Source organism: Streptomyces sporangiiformans, assembly GCF_005768555.2.
GTDB lineage: Bacteria > Actinomycetota > Actinomycetes > Streptomycetales > Streptomycetaceae > Streptomyces > Streptomyces sporangiiformans.
Genome location: NZ_VCHX02000110.1, coordinates 1 through 14,491, shown reverse-complemented (window position 1 = coordinate 14,491; position 14,491 = coordinate 1). Strand labels below are relative to the sequence as shown.

13 protein-coding genes are annotated in these 14,491 nt (G+C 68.1%); 7 read left to right on the top strand and 6 right to left on the bottom strand.

Annotation, left to right across the window (positions count from 1 at the left end; genetic code table 11):
• Positions 1-138: 138 nt before the first annotated feature.
• Positions 139-1,557: an ATP-binding protein gene (locus FGD71_RS13295; RefSeq protein WP_119100635.1), complete on the top strand. Its 1,419-nt coding sequence runs from the start codon at positions 139-141 to the stop codon at positions 1,555-1,557.
• Positions 1,558-1,675: 118 nt separating this feature from the next.
• Here the strand turns inward: FGD71_RS13295 and FGD71_RS13290 are convergent, their stop codons facing one another.
• Positions 1,676-2,044, bottom strand: a complete 369-nt coding sequence (locus tag FGD71_RS13290) for a VOC family protein (protein WP_119100634.1) — start codon at positions 2,042-2,044, stop codon at positions 1,676-1,678.
• A gap of 33 nt (positions 2,045-2,077) precedes the next feature.
• Here FGD71_RS13290 and FGD71_RS13285 point away from each other — a divergent pair, with 33 nt between their 5' ends.
• Positions 2,078-2,671 carry a P-loop nucleotide/nucleoside kinase family protein gene (locus FGD71_RS13285; protein ID WP_240436565.1) on the top strand — a complete coding sequence of 198 codons (594 nt, stop codon included), beginning with the start codon at positions 2,078-2,080 and terminating at the stop codon, positions 2,669-2,671.
• 51 nt (positions 2,672-2,722) lie between these two features.
• Here the strand turns inward: FGD71_RS13285 and FGD71_RS13280 are convergent, their stop codons facing one another.
• Entirely contained in the window at positions 2,723-3,355 is a 633-nt protein-coding gene (locus FGD71_RS13280; RefSeq protein WP_119100633.1) for a TetR/AcrR family transcriptional regulator, read from the bottom strand.
• Positions 3,356-3,577: 222 nt separating this feature from the next.
• Here FGD71_RS13280 and FGD71_RS13275 point away from each other — a divergent pair, with 222 nt between their 5' ends.
• From FGD71_RS13275 to FGD71_RS13265, 3 genes are read left to right on the top strand one after another with little or no spacing between them, the layout of a single operon-like run.
• Entirely contained in the window at positions 3,578-4,981 is a 1,404-nt protein-coding gene (locus tag FGD71_RS13275; RefSeq protein ID WP_119100632.1) for an MFS transporter, read from the top strand.
• The gene (locus tag FGD71_RS13270; RefSeq protein ID WP_119100631.1) at positions 4,978-6,198 is read left to right on the top strand and encodes an FAD-dependent monooxygenase; all 1,221 of its coding nucleotides are present in this window, start codon (positions 4,978-4,980) and stop codon (positions 6,196-6,198) included. The genes FGD71_RS13275 and FGD71_RS13270 overlap by 4 nt, the downstream gene beginning before the upstream one ends.
• Positions 6,199-6,230: 32 nt before the next feature.
• A complete protein-coding gene (locus FGD71_RS13265; RefSeq protein ID WP_140935883.1) occupies positions 6,231-6,641 on the top strand; it encodes a DUF3592 domain-containing protein in 411 nt (136 codons plus the stop codon).
• Positions 6,642-6,759: 118 nt separating this feature from the next.
• Here the strand turns inward: FGD71_RS13265 and FGD71_RS13260 are convergent, their stop codons facing one another.
• From FGD71_RS13260 to FGD71_RS13245, 4 genes are all read right to left on the bottom strand, one after another.
• Positions 6,760-8,451, bottom strand: a complete 1,692-nt coding sequence (locus FGD71_RS13260; protein WP_119100629.1) for a glycoside hydrolase family 13 protein — start codon at positions 8,449-8,451, stop codon at positions 6,760-6,762.
• 109 nt (positions 8,452-8,560) lie between these two features.
• Positions 8,561-9,472: a sugar ABC transporter permease gene (locus tag FGD71_RS13255; RefSeq protein ID WP_119100628.1), complete on the bottom strand. Its 912-nt coding sequence runs from the start codon at positions 9,470-9,472 to the stop codon at positions 8,561-8,563.
• Between the two features lie 13 nt (positions 9,473-9,485).
• Positions 9,486-10,490 carry a carbohydrate ABC transporter permease gene (locus tag FGD71_RS13250; RefSeq protein ID WP_119100627.1) on the bottom strand — a complete coding sequence of 335 codons (1,005 nt, stop codon included), beginning with the start codon at positions 10,488-10,490 and terminating at the stop codon, positions 9,486-9,488.
• A gap of 164 nt (positions 10,491-10,654) precedes the next feature.
• Positions 10,655-11,929: an extracellular solute-binding protein gene (locus FGD71_RS13245; protein ID WP_119100626.1), complete on the bottom strand. Its 1,275-nt coding sequence runs from the start codon at positions 11,927-11,929 to the stop codon at positions 10,655-10,657.
• A 478-nt stretch (positions 11,930-12,407) separates the two neighbouring features.
• Between FGD71_RS13245 and FGD71_RS13240 the strand changes: the two genes are divergently transcribed.
• Positions 12,408-13,442 (top strand): LacI family DNA-binding transcriptional regulator, encoded by a 1,035-nt coding sequence (locus FGD71_RS13240; RefSeq protein WP_276147135.1) that lies wholly within the window; start codon positions 12,408-12,410, stop codon positions 13,440-13,442.
• A 98-nt stretch (positions 13,443-13,540) separates the two neighbouring features.
• Positions 13,541-14,395 carry a phosphatase PAP2 family protein gene (locus FGD71_RS13235; RefSeq protein WP_119100624.1) on the top strand — a complete coding sequence of 285 codons (855 nt, stop codon included), beginning with the start codon at positions 13,541-13,543 and terminating at the stop codon, positions 14,393-14,395.
• Positions 14,396-14,491 lie beyond the last annotated feature (96 nt).

Sequence of the window (14,491 nt, the reverse complement as noted above, 5' to 3'; positions counted from 1 at the left end):
CGACAGCCCGGACCGCAGGACCCAGGGCTGACCCGAGGACGCAGGATCCTCGTTCCACCCTGTCGCTAACATCAATGTTAGTAACTGCTATGTTAGCATCCTCAAGAGTGGTGAATACCGCTCTGGAAGGCGGCGGACGTGGCAGATTTCGTGGGCAGGCGGCACGAGCTCGAGACGCTGGATCGCGAGCTGGGCAAGGTGACGGCCGGGATCGGTGGGGAGCGGCCCGGGCGGTGCGTGATGCTCCGAGGGCGCCGCCGGGTGGGTAAGTCGCGGTTGGTGGAGCGGTTCGCCGAGAGGTCCGGAGCGCCGTTTCTCTTCTACGCCGCCACGGGGGCGTCGCCGGGGGCGGACCTGGATCGGCTCAGCCAGGATGCGCGGTCATCCAGCCTTCCGCTGGCGAATCTGCTGTCCGCGGCCCGCCCGGCGAGTTGGGATGCCGCCTTCGATGTACTGGCGGCGGCGCTGCCGCACGACCGGGCGAGCGTGGTGGTCATGGACGAGGTGCCCTATTTGATGGATGCGGAGGGCGCCTTCGAGGGCATGCTTCAGCGGGCCTGGGACCGAGTGCTGGAGACGAAGCCGGTTCTGCTGGTTCTCATCGGCTCCGACCTGTCGATGATGGAGGCGCTGAACAGCTATGGACGCCCGTTCCACCAGCGCGGACGGGAGATGGTGCTGGGTCCGCTCAACCCGGCGGAGGTGGGCGAGATGCTCGGCCTCGATCCCGCCTCGGCCTTCGATGCGGCCTTGATCACCGGTGGACTGCCTCTGATCTGCGCGGAGTGGACGCACGGCGCCGGGATGTGGGAGTTCCTGCAGGCGGCACTCAGCGATCCGGTCTCGGCCTTGCTGGTGTCGGCGGAGCGCTCCCTCGCTGCGGAGTTCCCCCAGCAGGTCCAAGCCCGCACCGTCCTTTCGGCGATCGGCGGCGGTGAGCGGACGTTCTCCAATATTGCCCGCGCCGCGGGCGGGATCGGCGCGACCCCGCTACAGCGGTCGCTGGGGATCCTTGCGGACAAGCGGGTGATCGCGGCGGAGCTTCCCGTGTCCACGCGGCCTTCGAAGGATCGTCGCTACCGGGTCGCGGATCCCTACCTCCGCTTCTGGCTGAAGCTCCTGGGTCCGGCGATGGAGGAGATCGAGCGAGGCCGGGGTGACCTGACGCTGCGGCGCATCCGCGAAAACTGGACCAGTTGGCGTGGCAGGGCCATTGAACCTCTGGTGCGCGAGGCGCTGGCACGGCTGCTGCCCGACGCGAACCTCCCGGCCGCCCCCGCTATCGGCGGTTACTGGACCCGTACCAACGATGTGGAGATCGACGTCGTGGGAGCGGACCGCGCGCCGATCGCCAAGGAGTTGTTGTTCGTCGGCTCGGTGAAGTGGCTGGAGAACTCCCCGTTCGACCGGCACGATCTCGCGGCGCTGCACCGACACCGCGCCGCGCTCACGCCTGATCCTGTGCCTGTGATCGCTGTGTCGCGCAGCGGGACCGACTGTGCGGGGCTCGACGCTGCGTACGGCCCGGCGGAACTCCTCGCGGCGTGGTCCTCCTGAGCACGCCGGGATACGTGTGGGGCCGGAGGCAGGGACTGCCGGCCCAACTCGGGTCGACCCGCCACCGACCAGCTCCACCGCGACCTCGGCACCGTGCCGACACCTTGCCGGTCGTCCGTCAGCCGTGGCTCGTGTCGATGACACAGAAGCGGTTGCCCTCGGGATCGGCGAGCACGACGAAGTCGGCGTCGTCCGGATAAAGGTCCCAGTCGACGCGCTGAGCACCCAGGGACACCAGCCGCTCGACCTCAGCGGCCTGGTCGGCCGCGTCCCCGGCGTACAGGTCCAGATGGATCCGCGGATGCTCCTGGGCCGGCGTCTCACTCAGGCCGAGCGACAGCTGGACTCCGGCCCCTTCCGCCGGCACGAGCACCACCCAGTCGTCTTCCATCTCCTCGCGCGGGACGTATCCCAGGGCCTCCATCCAGAACGCGGCCGCGCGTGGCACATCCGAGACGCCCAGCACGACGGATCCGATTCGCAGCATGCGCCGATTCTGGCGGACAGCGACGACCCCATCGTGTCCGTGTCACTGAAACCCAGTTCTGTGGTGTGGCTCGGCCGCGTCAGCATGTGCGGCAGTGATGATCCTGAGGCGCTGTGGAGGGACCTGGTGGACGCGGGACGCGAGCCGAGGCTGATCTTGCTGTGCGGACTTCCTGGTTCCGGGAAGACAACGCTGGCCAAGCGCCTGGCGAAGGAGGTTCCGGCTGTGCGCCTGTGCCCGGACGAATGGATGGCGGACCTCGGCATCGACTTGTTTGATGAGCAAACGCGCGACCGGCTTGAGAGGCGGTTTTCCCAGCACGCCGAGGAACTGTTGACGCGCGGACAGAGCGTGATCCTGGAGTTCGGCTTCTGGGCACGCTCTGAGCGGGATGAGAAGCGCCTCGGGGCGCGCGCACTCGGCGTTCCCGTCGAACTGCACTACCTTGCGGCGTCGATTGATGAATTGTGCCGCCGCCTCGAAGCACGCAACGGGGAGGGTGAGTGGGGGACAGTCCCGATCACCCGCGCGATGCTTGAGGAGTACGCAGAGCTCTTCGAGGCCCCGAGCAGTGATGAACTCGGCCTGTTCGACGAACCGCCTCCGGGACGCCTTCGTACCGAGTGAGGAGACGTGGGCTGACGGCGCACTGTTCTTTCGTGCGGCCCCAGCCCAGCCCTACGTGGTTCGGTATGCCCGGAGAAAGGTCCGCACTCCCTCGACGACGAGTGGCCGGACGCGGGTGTCCTCCGCGGCATTCGCGGAACCGAGCCTGTCCAGCGCGACGCCGAAGGTCAGCGCGATGAACTGGTCGGCCGCGAGTCGGGGGTCGGGGACGTCGAGCAGCCCGGCCGCGGCGAAGGCGGCGAACCGCTCGGCAAGTGCCTCGTCGGGGGTGTCGGCCATGGAGTTGTAGCCCCGGTGCGGCAGGTTGCCGGATTCCGCCCGGACCAGTCGTTGCAGCGTTGCGTACTCCGCCGAGCCGAGCATGTCGGTCGCGATGCACATCGAGAACGTGACCAGGGCGTCCTCGAGGTCGGCGGCCTCGGTGGAGTCGGTGAGGGTGTCGTCGAGGGTGCGCCGGATCGTGGTGATCAGTGACTGGCCGACGGAGTCGACGACTGCTTGCAGCAGCGTCTGCTTGTCGCCGAAGTAGTCGTAGACCGTCCGCTTGGACACCTCGGCCCGGGCGGCGACCGCGTCGACGCTGGACCGGTCGAAGCCGTCGGCGAGGAACAGTTCCCGGGCCGCCGAGAGGATGGCGGCCCGCTTCCGCGTGGACCCCTCGCGCAGTGTCTTCGTGGTCGGCATGGGCACATCTTAACCGTCCTACACTGCACGGTGTAGTGTAATCTCGGCTCATGACGCGTGCCGCACTCGTACACCCGCTCCGCCCGGCGGAGCCGTGCACGCGTCACCTCGGGTAACTGCGCCCGCATGAATGGCCGCTGTGTCCGCGCCGGGCCCGGCAGGCGGCAGCGCAACGCGTACGGCCGACCCCTTACTCGCCCGGCAATGACGGAAAGGACGTTCATGACCACGACCACAACCCTGGCTCCCCCGGTCCGCATGGGGAAAGCCGCTGTCTGGGCTCTCGGCTTACTGGCAATCTCCACCGGTGCCCTGGAATCGGTGGTGGCGCCGACGCTCCCGCTCCTGCAACGCGAGCTGGATATCAGTCCATCCACAGGGGCGCTGCTCAACATCGTGCTCGCCATCACCGGCGCGCTCGTCACTCCGCTCGCAGGCAAGCTCGGCGACCGCTACGGCGGAAAACGAGTCCTGATCCGGCTGATGGCGGTGGTCTCGGTCGGTGGCCTGGTGTCAGCGCTGGCGCCCAACCTGCCGGTGCTGCTGCTCGGTCAGATACTGCAGGGGGCGATGATAGGCGCACTGCCCCTGTCGTTCATCGTGGTGCGCAAACACCTCCCCGCGGGAGAGTCGAAGGTGGCCATCGGGCTGGTCAGCGGGATGTTCGTGGGGGGCTCGATGGTGGGGCTGCTGGCGGCCGGGCCCGTGGCGGAAGCGCTCTCCCGACACTGGATGTTCGCGGTGCCGACGTTCGCGGTCATTGGGTTCACCCTGCTGGTGAACAGGCTGATGCCGTCTGATCCGCCGGGCCGCTCGGACGATGCCGGGATCGACTGGCCCGGCATGCTTCTCTTGAGCGGGATACTGGTCACGCTCATGCTCGCGCTCGCGGTGGCGCCCGACGCCGGCTCGCAGCCTCTCGTGCTCGGCGCGCTCATCGTGGTTCTGGCCGCCTTCGTGACCGGATGGGTAGCCGTTGAGCGTCGTGCGGCCGCGCCGATGATCGATCTGCGCATGCTGGCACGGCCTGTGATCTGGAAGTCGTGTGTGCTGACGTTCGTGATCTGCCTCGGCACCGCGACGGGGGTCTTTCTCGTTCCGCAGCTGCTCGACGTGTCCGGCGACGGGTACGGTTTCGGGGCCGGCGCCACCGAGATCGGCTTCATCCTCCTGCCCGGCGCCGTGGTCGCGACGCTGGCCGGGCCGGCCGGTGGGTTCGGGGAGCAGCGTTTCGGCCCGCGTGCCGTGGTCGCTGCCGCGGTCGTCATCATGGCCACCGCCCTGCTCGCCCTGTCAGTCGCACACACCGAGGTCTGGCACATCGTCGTCGGCAAGGCGCTGATCGCGCTTGCCAACGGCCTGTGCGTTACCGCCATGGTGACCAGCATCGCGTCTTCCGTCGATGAAAGTGACACCGGCATCGCCACCAGCCTGATCCTGGTGACTCGCGTGTTGGGCTCCGCCATGGGCGGGATGCTCGGTGGCGTGCTCCTCACCTCAGGGACCCCTTCTGGGTCGGATGTCCCGGCCGAATCGGCCTTCGTCACGGGCTTCCTCATCGCCGGCGTCATCGCGGTGCTGGCCCTGCCTGTCGTCCGTACCATGAGCAAAGGAGCCAAGGCATGACCCGCACCGATCAGTTGAGGGATATCCGTTCCACGCCCAGGCGCAAGGTCCTGATATCGGGGGCCAGCGTCGCGGGGCCCGCCCTCGCGTTCTGGCTGAACCGCTACGGATTCGCGGTCACGGTGGTCGAGAAGGCGGGCACACTTCGTGACGGTGGTTACCCCATCGACGTGCGTGGCACCGCACTCGAGGTCGTCCGGAGGATGGGAATCCTGCCGCGACTGCAGGACGCGCACATCGACCTGCGCAGGCTGACCTTCCTCGACGGGGACGGCAGCGAGGTGGCCTCGGTCAGCCCGCACACCGTCACCGGCGGTGTCGCGGGACGGGACCTGGAGGTGCGGCGCGGGGATCTGACCGGCGCTCTCCACGCGGCGGTCCGTGACGACGTGGAGTTCTTGTTCAACGACTCCATCGACACCCTCGACCAGTCCGGCCACGGGGTCGACGTCACCTTCCGCGGGGGCAGCAGGCGTACGTTCGACATGGTGGTCGGTGCGGACGGTCTGCACTCACGTACCCGCGAGTTCCTGTTCGGCCCCGAAGAGCAGTTCCACCGGTACCTCGGCTACTGCTTCGCCGTGTTCACCATGCGCAACACCTTCGGGCTCTCCCGCGAGACCATGATGTGGAACACCCCGGGCAGAGCCGCGGCACTCTACGCCGTGGGGAACAACGACGAAGTGCACGCCTTCCTGAACTTCGCCCACCCGGAACCGCCGTTCGACGCGTTCCGGAACCCGGAAGCCCAACGGGACCTGGTCGCCGCGGTCTTCGCCGACGCGGGATGGGAGGTCCCGGGCATGCTTGCCGCCATGCGCGACGCGGACGACCTGTTCTTCGACGGGGTGAGCCAGATCCGCATGCCCCGCTGGTCCAGCGGCAGGGTCGCGCTGGTGGGCGACGCCGCGTACGCGCCCTCGTTCCTCACCGGACAGGGCTCCAGCCTCGCGCTCGTCGGCGCGTACATGCTCGCCGGTTCCCTGGCCGACCGGGACCACGCCGCGGGCTTCGCTGCCTACGAACACAACACCCGTGAGTTTGTGACCATGAACCAGGAGCTGGTCGGCGAGGGCGATGCCACACTCTTCCCGACCACCGCTCGGGGCCTGGAGCAGCGCAACGACATGCTGCGCGATCTCAGCGCCATGCCCTCCGCGGAGGGACGGCCGGCCCATTCGGCCCTCACCCTGCCCGAGTTCATGCCCATGACGTGACGAGCCCATAGGAGCACAGGAGGAAGCTGATTGTGCATCCCGCCATCTGGATCGTTGGAATTCTGACCGTCGCTCCTCTCTTGTTTCTCCCTTTCGTGGCGTGGCCGCTTGTGGTCAGGTGGAATCTGCGCCGACGAGGAATCACCGTGCCAGGACGATGCATAAGGGTTGTGTCGGACGAAGGAGCCTACTTCTCCGTTTACGAGTACGTGCCAGTGGACGCCGCGAAGCCTTTGAGGAGGAGAACCGAAGGTCGAGGATGGCCCTACGCGAACCAGGGAGAAGAAGTCGAGGTCATTTATGACCGCGACAACCCTCCGAGCTCTCGTCTGACCGTGGAGATCGGCGACGTCACGGGATGGCGTTTCGCGACCTATACGATCTTTGCCTGGGTGGCGCTTTTCCTTCCGCTTGATATCTATACCGTCATGTACTACGGCTGACGCAGGTGCCGGCGAGTGCGGCAACGAGAAAGACGCACCAGGGCCCGCCGCCCCGAACCGGGCGGCGGGCCCTGGAGTCGACCGCAGGTGACTGCGAGACCGGTTACGTGACGGACCCTCAGCCCGTCGTCCACCACACCGTCGTGTCCGCCGGCAGCTTCGCCTCGTCGTCGGCGACGGTCACCTCGCCGCTGGCGACGAGGACTCGGCCGTACGCCGGGGTGCGGACCGCCTCGCCGGTGGTGTTCGCGAAGCACACGAACTCGCCTCGGCGGAAGGCGAGGACGCCCTCGGACGCCTTCAGCCACTCGATCGCGTCACCGGCCCCGAGGTCGGGCTGCTCGCGGCGCGCGGCGAGCGCGGTGCGGTAGAGCTCCAGGGTGGAGTCCGGCTCACCGGTCTGCGCCTCGACGCTCAGTTCGCCCCAGCCGTCCGGCTGCGGCAGCCAGGAGCCACCGGACCCGAAGCCGTACGACGACCCGTCACGCGTCCACGGGATCGGCACCCGGCAGCCGTCGCGGAAGCCGTCCTGCCCGGCGCCCCGGAAGTACGCCGGGTCCTGGCGCACCTCGTCCGGCAGGTCCACCACGTCGGGCAGGCCCAGTTCCTCGCCCTGGTAGATGTACGCCGAGCCGGGCAGGGCGAGCATGAGCAGCGTGGCGGCGCGTGCCCTGCGCAGGCCCAGGTCACGGTCGCCGGCCGAGCGGATCTGCGTGCCGAGGCCCGCCTCGTTGGCGAAGCGCGTGGCGTGGCGGGTGACGTCGTGGTTGGACAGCACCCAGGTGGCGGGGGCGCCGACCGGGCGCATCGCGTCCAGGGTGCGGTCGATGACCGAGCGGAGCTCGTCGGCGTCCCAGTGGGTGCTCAGATACTGGAAGTTGAAGGCCTGGTGCAGTTCGTCGCTGCGCACATAGTTGGCGGTGCGCTCGATGGTGGGGGTCCACGCCTCCGCCACGAAGACACGCTCACCGGAGTACTCATCCAGAATGAGCCGCCACTGGCGGTAGATCTCGTGCACGCCCTCCTGGTCGAAGAACGGCATGACTTCATTGCCCAGCAGCTTCACCTGCTCGTGCGTGCCCAGGTCCGGCAGTCCCTCGGCTTTCACCAGGCCGTGCGCGACGTCGATACGGAAGCCGTCGACTCCCATGTCGAGCCAGAACCGCAGGATCGAGCGGAACTCGTCGCCGACGGCCGGGTGCTCCCAGTTGAAGTCGGGCTGCTCGGGCGCGAAGAGGTGCATGTACCACTCGCCGGGGGTGCCGTCCGGCTCGGTGACGCGCGTCCAGGCGGGCCCGCCGAAGATGGACTCCCAGTCGTTCGGGGGCAGTTCACCGTCGGCGCCCTTGCCGGGGCGGAAGTGATAGCGGTCCCGCAGCGGAGAGCCCGGGCCCTCGGCGATCGCCCGCTTGAACCACTCGTGCTGGTCCGAGGAATGGTTGGGCACCAGGTCGACGATGATCCTCAGGCCCAGCTCGTGGGCGTCGCGGATCAGGGCGTCGGCGTCGAGCAGAGAACCGAACATGGGGTCGACTGCCCGGTAGTCCGCCACGTCGTAGCCGGCGTCGGCCTGCGGCGAGGCGTAGAAGGGGCTGAGCCACACGGCGTCGACGCCGAGGTCGCGCAGATGGGGCAGTCGGGACCGTACGCCCTCCAGGTCGCCCATGCCGTCGCCGTTGCCGTCGGCGAAGCTGCGCGGGTAGACCTGGTAGATCACCGCGTCCCGCCACCAGTCGCGGTGTCTGGCGACGGTGGCGAGGGCTGACGTCGAAGCGGGGGCCGGGGCCGGGTCGGTGGAGTGCTGGCTCATGGTGTCCTTGATGCGATGGGGTCCCCCCCGGCTCCAGCGAAGTCGAGACCAAGGGGAGGCGTTCTGGTCACTAATGCGTAGGTACGGGGTCTGGGGTCTCCCCTGCTCGTCAGCCCTTCGTGCCGCCCGCGGTGAGGCCGGTCACCAGGTTCTTCTGGACAAGGTAGAAGAACGCGGAGACGGGGACGGCGATCAACACCGCGGTGGCGGCCATGAGGTTGCGCTGCGCGTCGTGCTCGCTGATGAAGCTCTGCAGGCCGACGGCGAAGGTGTACTTCGTGTCGTCCAGCATGAACTGGGAGGCGAAGGCGACCTCACCGAAAGCAGTGATGAAGTTGTAGAAGGCGGCAACCGCCAGGCCCGGCTTGGCGAGTGGCAGGATCAGCCGCGCGAACGTGCCGAACGGGGTCAGTCCGTCGACGCGTCCCGCCTCGTCGATCTCGAAGGGGATCGTGTCGAAGTATCCCTTGAGCAGCCAGGCGCTGTAGGGCACGGCCGTCGAGCAGTAGACGAGGATCAGGCCAAGGTAGCTGTCGATGAGCTGGAGCTCCGACATGATCTCGTACATCGGGACGATGAGTACGGCGATCGGGAACATCTGGGTGACCAGGAGCACCCACATGAACCTCTTGTAGCCGGGGAAGCGCATGCGGGAGACGGCATAGCCGGTGGTGGCGGCGATCAGCACGCCGATCGCCGTGGTGCCGAGCGAGACGATGAGCGTGCTCATCAGCCAGTCGAAGAACTTCGTCTCCCGCAGCACGAAGACGTAGTTGTCGAACGTCATCCTGCCGAAGATGCGTCCGGGGTGCAGGTAGTCGTCCTTGTCCGGGCCGAGCGACAGGAAGACCAGCCAGGCGACCGGGAAGAGCGCGATCAGGCTCGCCACGATCAGGATGCCGTGCGAGGTGAACGAGGCGGCGAGGCCCCGCTCGCCGCGCCGCCGCACCTTGCGCGCCGGCGAGGCCGCGGGGGTCTGGTCCGTCACCGCGGTGGAGGTGTCGAGGGTCGTGGTGCTCATGGGAACTCCTGCCTCAGATCGCGAGCTGCTGCTCACCGCGGGCCAGCCAGCGGCGGTAGACGGAGGTGAAGACGATCAGGAGGGACAGCAGCAGGACGCCGTACGTGGCGGACTGCGCGTAGTCGCGCGGCTGCTGGCCGAAGCCCAGGTAGTAGGCCCAGGTGACGAGGATCTGCGCGTCGGGTGCGGTGTCACCGAAGAGCAGGAAGATGATGGCGAACTGATTGAACGTCCAGATGACACCGAGCAGGACGACAGTGGAGCCGACCGGCCTGAGGCCCGGCAGGGTCACATGCCTGAAGCGCTGCCAGGCGCTCGCCCCGTCCATCTCGGCGGCCTCGTACAGCGCGGAGTCGATGGACTGCAGACCGCCGAGCAGCGAGAGCATCATGAACGGCACACCGCACCAGGTGTTGACCATGATCGCGGCCGTGCGCTGCCAGAAGGGGTCCTCCAGCCACAGCGGCGCCGGCAGGTGCAGTGCTTCGAGAGCGGAGTTGATGACGCCGCCGTCGGCGAGCATGAAGCGCCAGCCGAAGACCGTGACGAAGGTGGGCACGGCCCACGGCAGGACCAGGATGAGCCGGTACAGGGTGCGGCCGCGCAGCTTCTGGTTGAGCAGCAGCGCGAGGCCGAGCCCGATGGCGTAGTGCAGTGCGACGCAGACCACCGTCCAGACGATCGTCCAGATGAAGTGCGACCAGAAGCGGTCGTAGGCGGTCGGGCCCCACAGGATGTCGGCGTAGTTGTCCAGGCCGATGAACTTGTAGGTGGCGTCGATGTGGTTGACGCCGATCCGGCGGGCCGAGTTCAGGCTGTTGGCATCGGTGAGCGTCAGGTAGAAGCCCCGCACCAGCGGGTACATCACCAGGACACCGAGCACGACGACGACCGGCGCGATCATCGCGTACGCGTACCAGTACTTGTGGTACGCGTGCTTCAGGCGCTGCAACGGACCGGGGCGCGGCTCGCGGCCACCGCGACGCTTGCCGGTCGCTCGGTCGATGGCGACTGTCATGGTTCGACACCTTCGGGAAGATCAGCAGTCAGGGGTCCGGCCGGGAGGCCGGGAGATGACCGGGAGGCCGGGGATACGACCTGGGAGACCAGGGGCAGGGCACGCGGGCCGGTGGCCGCCGGGTCCCTCCCCCGAGATCAGGGGGACCCGGCGGCCACTCGGGGTCACTTACCGAAGTCCGGGACCAGCTTGGCGATCGCGGTCTCGGCGTTGCTCAGGCCCTTGTCCAGCGACTCATTGCCGCCGGCGACCTTGTTGAGCTCGGTGTCGAGCGGACCCCACAGCGAGCTGTACTCGGGCAGCGCGGGCCGCGGCTGGGCGGAGGAGAGCACCGTCTGGTAGCCGGCGATGCCCGGATCGGCCTTGACCTCGGCGGTGTAGGCGTCGTCGCGGGTCGGCAGCGTGGAGTTCTTGAGGGCGATCGTCTCCTGCGACTTCGCCGAGGTCATGAACTTCAGGAACTTCAGCGACGCGTCCTGGTGGGCCTTGTCGGAGCCGGCGTACACGGAGAGGTTGTGGCCGCCGGTGGGCGCGCCCGCCTTGCCGGTGGAGCCGGCCGGGACGGTGGCGATGCCGAGGTTGCCCTTGTCCTTGAAGGCCGAGCCCTTGTAGAAGTTCGTGATCTCCCAGGGGCCCTGGACGATCGAGGCGACCTTGCCGCTGACGAAGGCCTCCTGGATGTGGGCGTACGCGTCGGCGGTGGTGTCGGCCTTGTGCAGGCCCTTGCCGTCGAACAGGCTCTCCCAGGTCTCGTACCCCTTCACGGCGGCGGGCGACCTGACGGTGATCTTCTTGGCGTCGGCGTCGACCGTGTCGGCGCCCTCTCCATAGAGGAACGACTGCGCGTAGTACGCCTGGGTCGAGCCCCAGTAGCCGTCGACACCGGCCTTCTGCTTGATCTTCGCGGCGGCGGTCTTCAGGTCGTCCCAGGTGGCGGGCGCCTCGTCGATGCCCGCCTTCTTGAAGATCGCCTTGTTGTAGACCAGCGCGAGCGTGTCGGTGACCAGCGGCACTCCGTACGTCTTGCCGTCGTACTTGGCCTGCTCGATCAGGCTGGGCTGGAACTTGCCCTGGTCCGCGAGGGCCTCGGTGCCGTCCAGCGGCAGGAAGAAACCCTTCTTCGCGAACGCGGGCGTCCAGCCGACCTCGGAGCGCAGGATGTCCGGGGCGCCCTTGGAGCCGGCGGCGGTGTCGAACTTGTTCTGCGCCTGGTCGAAGGGCACGTTGACGTACTTGACCTTGATGCCGGGGTTGGCCTTCTCGAAGTCCTTGGCCAGGGCCCGGTACGTCGGCGCCTCATTGGTGGCGTTGGAGGTGTCCCACCAGGTGATCGTGAGAGGGCCGTCCGACTGGTCGCTACCGCTGTCGTCCCCGCCGCACGCCGTCGCCGTGAGGGCGAGGGACGCCATCAGCGCGGTGGCCGCTATGCCACGCCGCATGAGTTCTCCTTGAGGGTGAAAGCCCGTGTGCTTGAGGTGGCGGCCCCGTCCGCCGCCTGCCGACCGCGCCGTTGCCGCCGCCGGGCGACGTGAACGTAACAGCGCTGCAAGAGTTGCGAAAGTCCTTGCAGCAAAAAAGTGCAAGAATGCCGGACAGTTACTCACCCGTGACCTGAGCCAGGCTGCCGCCACCCGCGGCTTACGGCCGATCAGCAGGGCATTGCCCCCTCCGCAAGGTCCTGCAAGCTCTTGCCACAACCGCTCCACTACAGGGATCATCGCCTCGTCAGCCCTTGCGGGAAACGACCCCTTCCCGTGGCGCACGCGGCAGACGAGACGGACGCGGCGCACGCGGCGGACGCCGACCAGAACACGAGGGAGCTCGATGACGCAGCAGCCCGGAGCGGGCCGTACAACTGCCCGCACACGGCGTTCGGTTGGTGGGCAAGCCGAGACCCGGCCGGTACAGTCCACCCCTGTGACCACACGGCTTGCCGACATCGCAGCCCAGGCAGGGGTGAGCGAAGCGACCGTCAGCCGCGTCCTGAATGGGAAGCCGGGCGTCGCCACGACCACCCGCGAGTCCGTACTGGCCGCGCTCGACGTACTGGGCTACGAGCGGCCCGTGCGGCTGCGGCAGCGCAGCGCGGGCCTGGTGGGCCTGATCACCCCGGAGCTGGAGAACCCGATCTTCCCGGCCCTGGCCCAGGTCATCGGCCAGGCGCTGACCCGGCAGGGCTACACCCCGGTCCTCGCGACCCAGACTCCGGGCGGCTCCACCGAGGACGAGCTGACGGAGATGCTCGTCGACCGGGGCGTCGCCGGAATCATCTTCGTCTCGGGCCTGCACGCCGACACCTCCGCGGACATGCAGCGCTACGAGCGGCTGCGCGGCCAGGGCGTCCCGTACGTGCTGGTCGACGGCTTCTCGCCGAAGGTCCAGGCCCCCTTCATCTCACCCGACGACCGCGCGGCCATGACCCTCGCCGTCACGCACCTCGTCTCGCTCGGCCACACCCGGATCGGACTCGCCCTGGGCCCGAAGCGGTTCGTGCCGGTACAGCGGAAGATAGAGGGGTTCGTACGCGCGATGCAGGACCAGTTGGACCTGCGTACGGAGGACGTCGAGCAGCGCCTCGTCCAGCACTCGCTCTACACACTGGAGGGCGGCCAGGCCGCTGCCACCGCCCTGATCGATCGCGACTGCACGGCCGTCGTGTGCGCGAGCGACATGATGGCGCTCGGTGCGATACGCGCGGCGCGGCAGCGTGGACTGGACGTGCCGCGGGACGTGTCGGTGGTCGGCTTCGACGACTCCCCGCTCATCGCCTTCACGGACCCGCCGCTCACGACGATCCGCAAGCCGGTGCCCGCCATGGGCCAGGCGGCGGTGCGGACGCTGCTGGAGGAGATCGGCGGAACTCCGGCTCCGCACAGCGAGTTCGTGTTCATGCCGGAGCTGGTGGTGCGCGGTTCGACGGCTTCGGCCCCCAAGGACCGTAATCGTCCGTAGGGCGGAGGCCACGGCCTCCTTCAGGTGTAGAACGTGCGTCCAGGAACCGACCGAGGGATGATCGGTGGTGAACGGATTGTCTGGCAGACTCTGACCCTATGGGTGAGACGACCGCGACGCCTCTCGAAGGCCGTCAGCAGGCCGCTCCATCGCCCGTCGCGTCCGTCCCGGACGAGGTCGACGAGCGCGTGGAGCAGGGATTCCTGCGCCGGTTGCGTGCCCCGCGTCGCCCCCGGCTCTGGTTCGAGATCCTGCTGGTCGCGGTCAGTTACTGGACGTACTCGCTCATCCGCAACGCGGTTCCGGAACAGAAGGCGCAGGCGCTGCGCAACGCCGACTGGATCTGGAAGGTGGAGCACAACGTCGGACTGGCCGTCGAGGAGTCCGTCAACCACGCCGTGAACTCGGTGACGTGGCTGATCGTCGGCATGAACTACTACTACGCGACTCTGCACTTCATCATCACGCTGGGTGTTCTGGTGTGGCTTTTCCGTAGCCACCCCGGCCGCTACGCGGCTACGCGCATGGTGCTGTTCGCGACCACCGGAGTGGCCCTCGTCGGTTACTACCTGTATCCGCTCGCCCCGCCCCGGCTGATGAACGGCGGCGACTTCATCGACACGGTCGTGGTCCACCAGACATGGGGCTCCATGGCCTCCGGCGACCTGAAGAACATGTCGAACCAGTACGCCGCGATGCCCTCCATGCACATCGGCTGGTCCGTCTGGTGCGGCCTGACGATCTTCGCTCTCGCGTCGGTGCCCTGGGTCCGTGTCCTCGGCCTGCTGTATCCCGCGGCGACCCTGGTGGTCATCGTCGCCACCGCCAACCACTTCTGGCTGGACGCGGTGGGCGGCATGGTGTGCCTGGCGTTCGGCTTCGCGGTGGCGTGGGTCTGGTACGGGGCACTGCCGTACGCCCTGCCGCGTCCGGTCCTGCCCGCGAGAGCCTGAAGCTGCGCTGGGCCGTGGGGTGGTTTTCGCCCCCGCCGCCCCTACCCGTCCCATCCCGTACCTGGGGGCTGCGCCCCCAGACCCCCGCATCGGCCT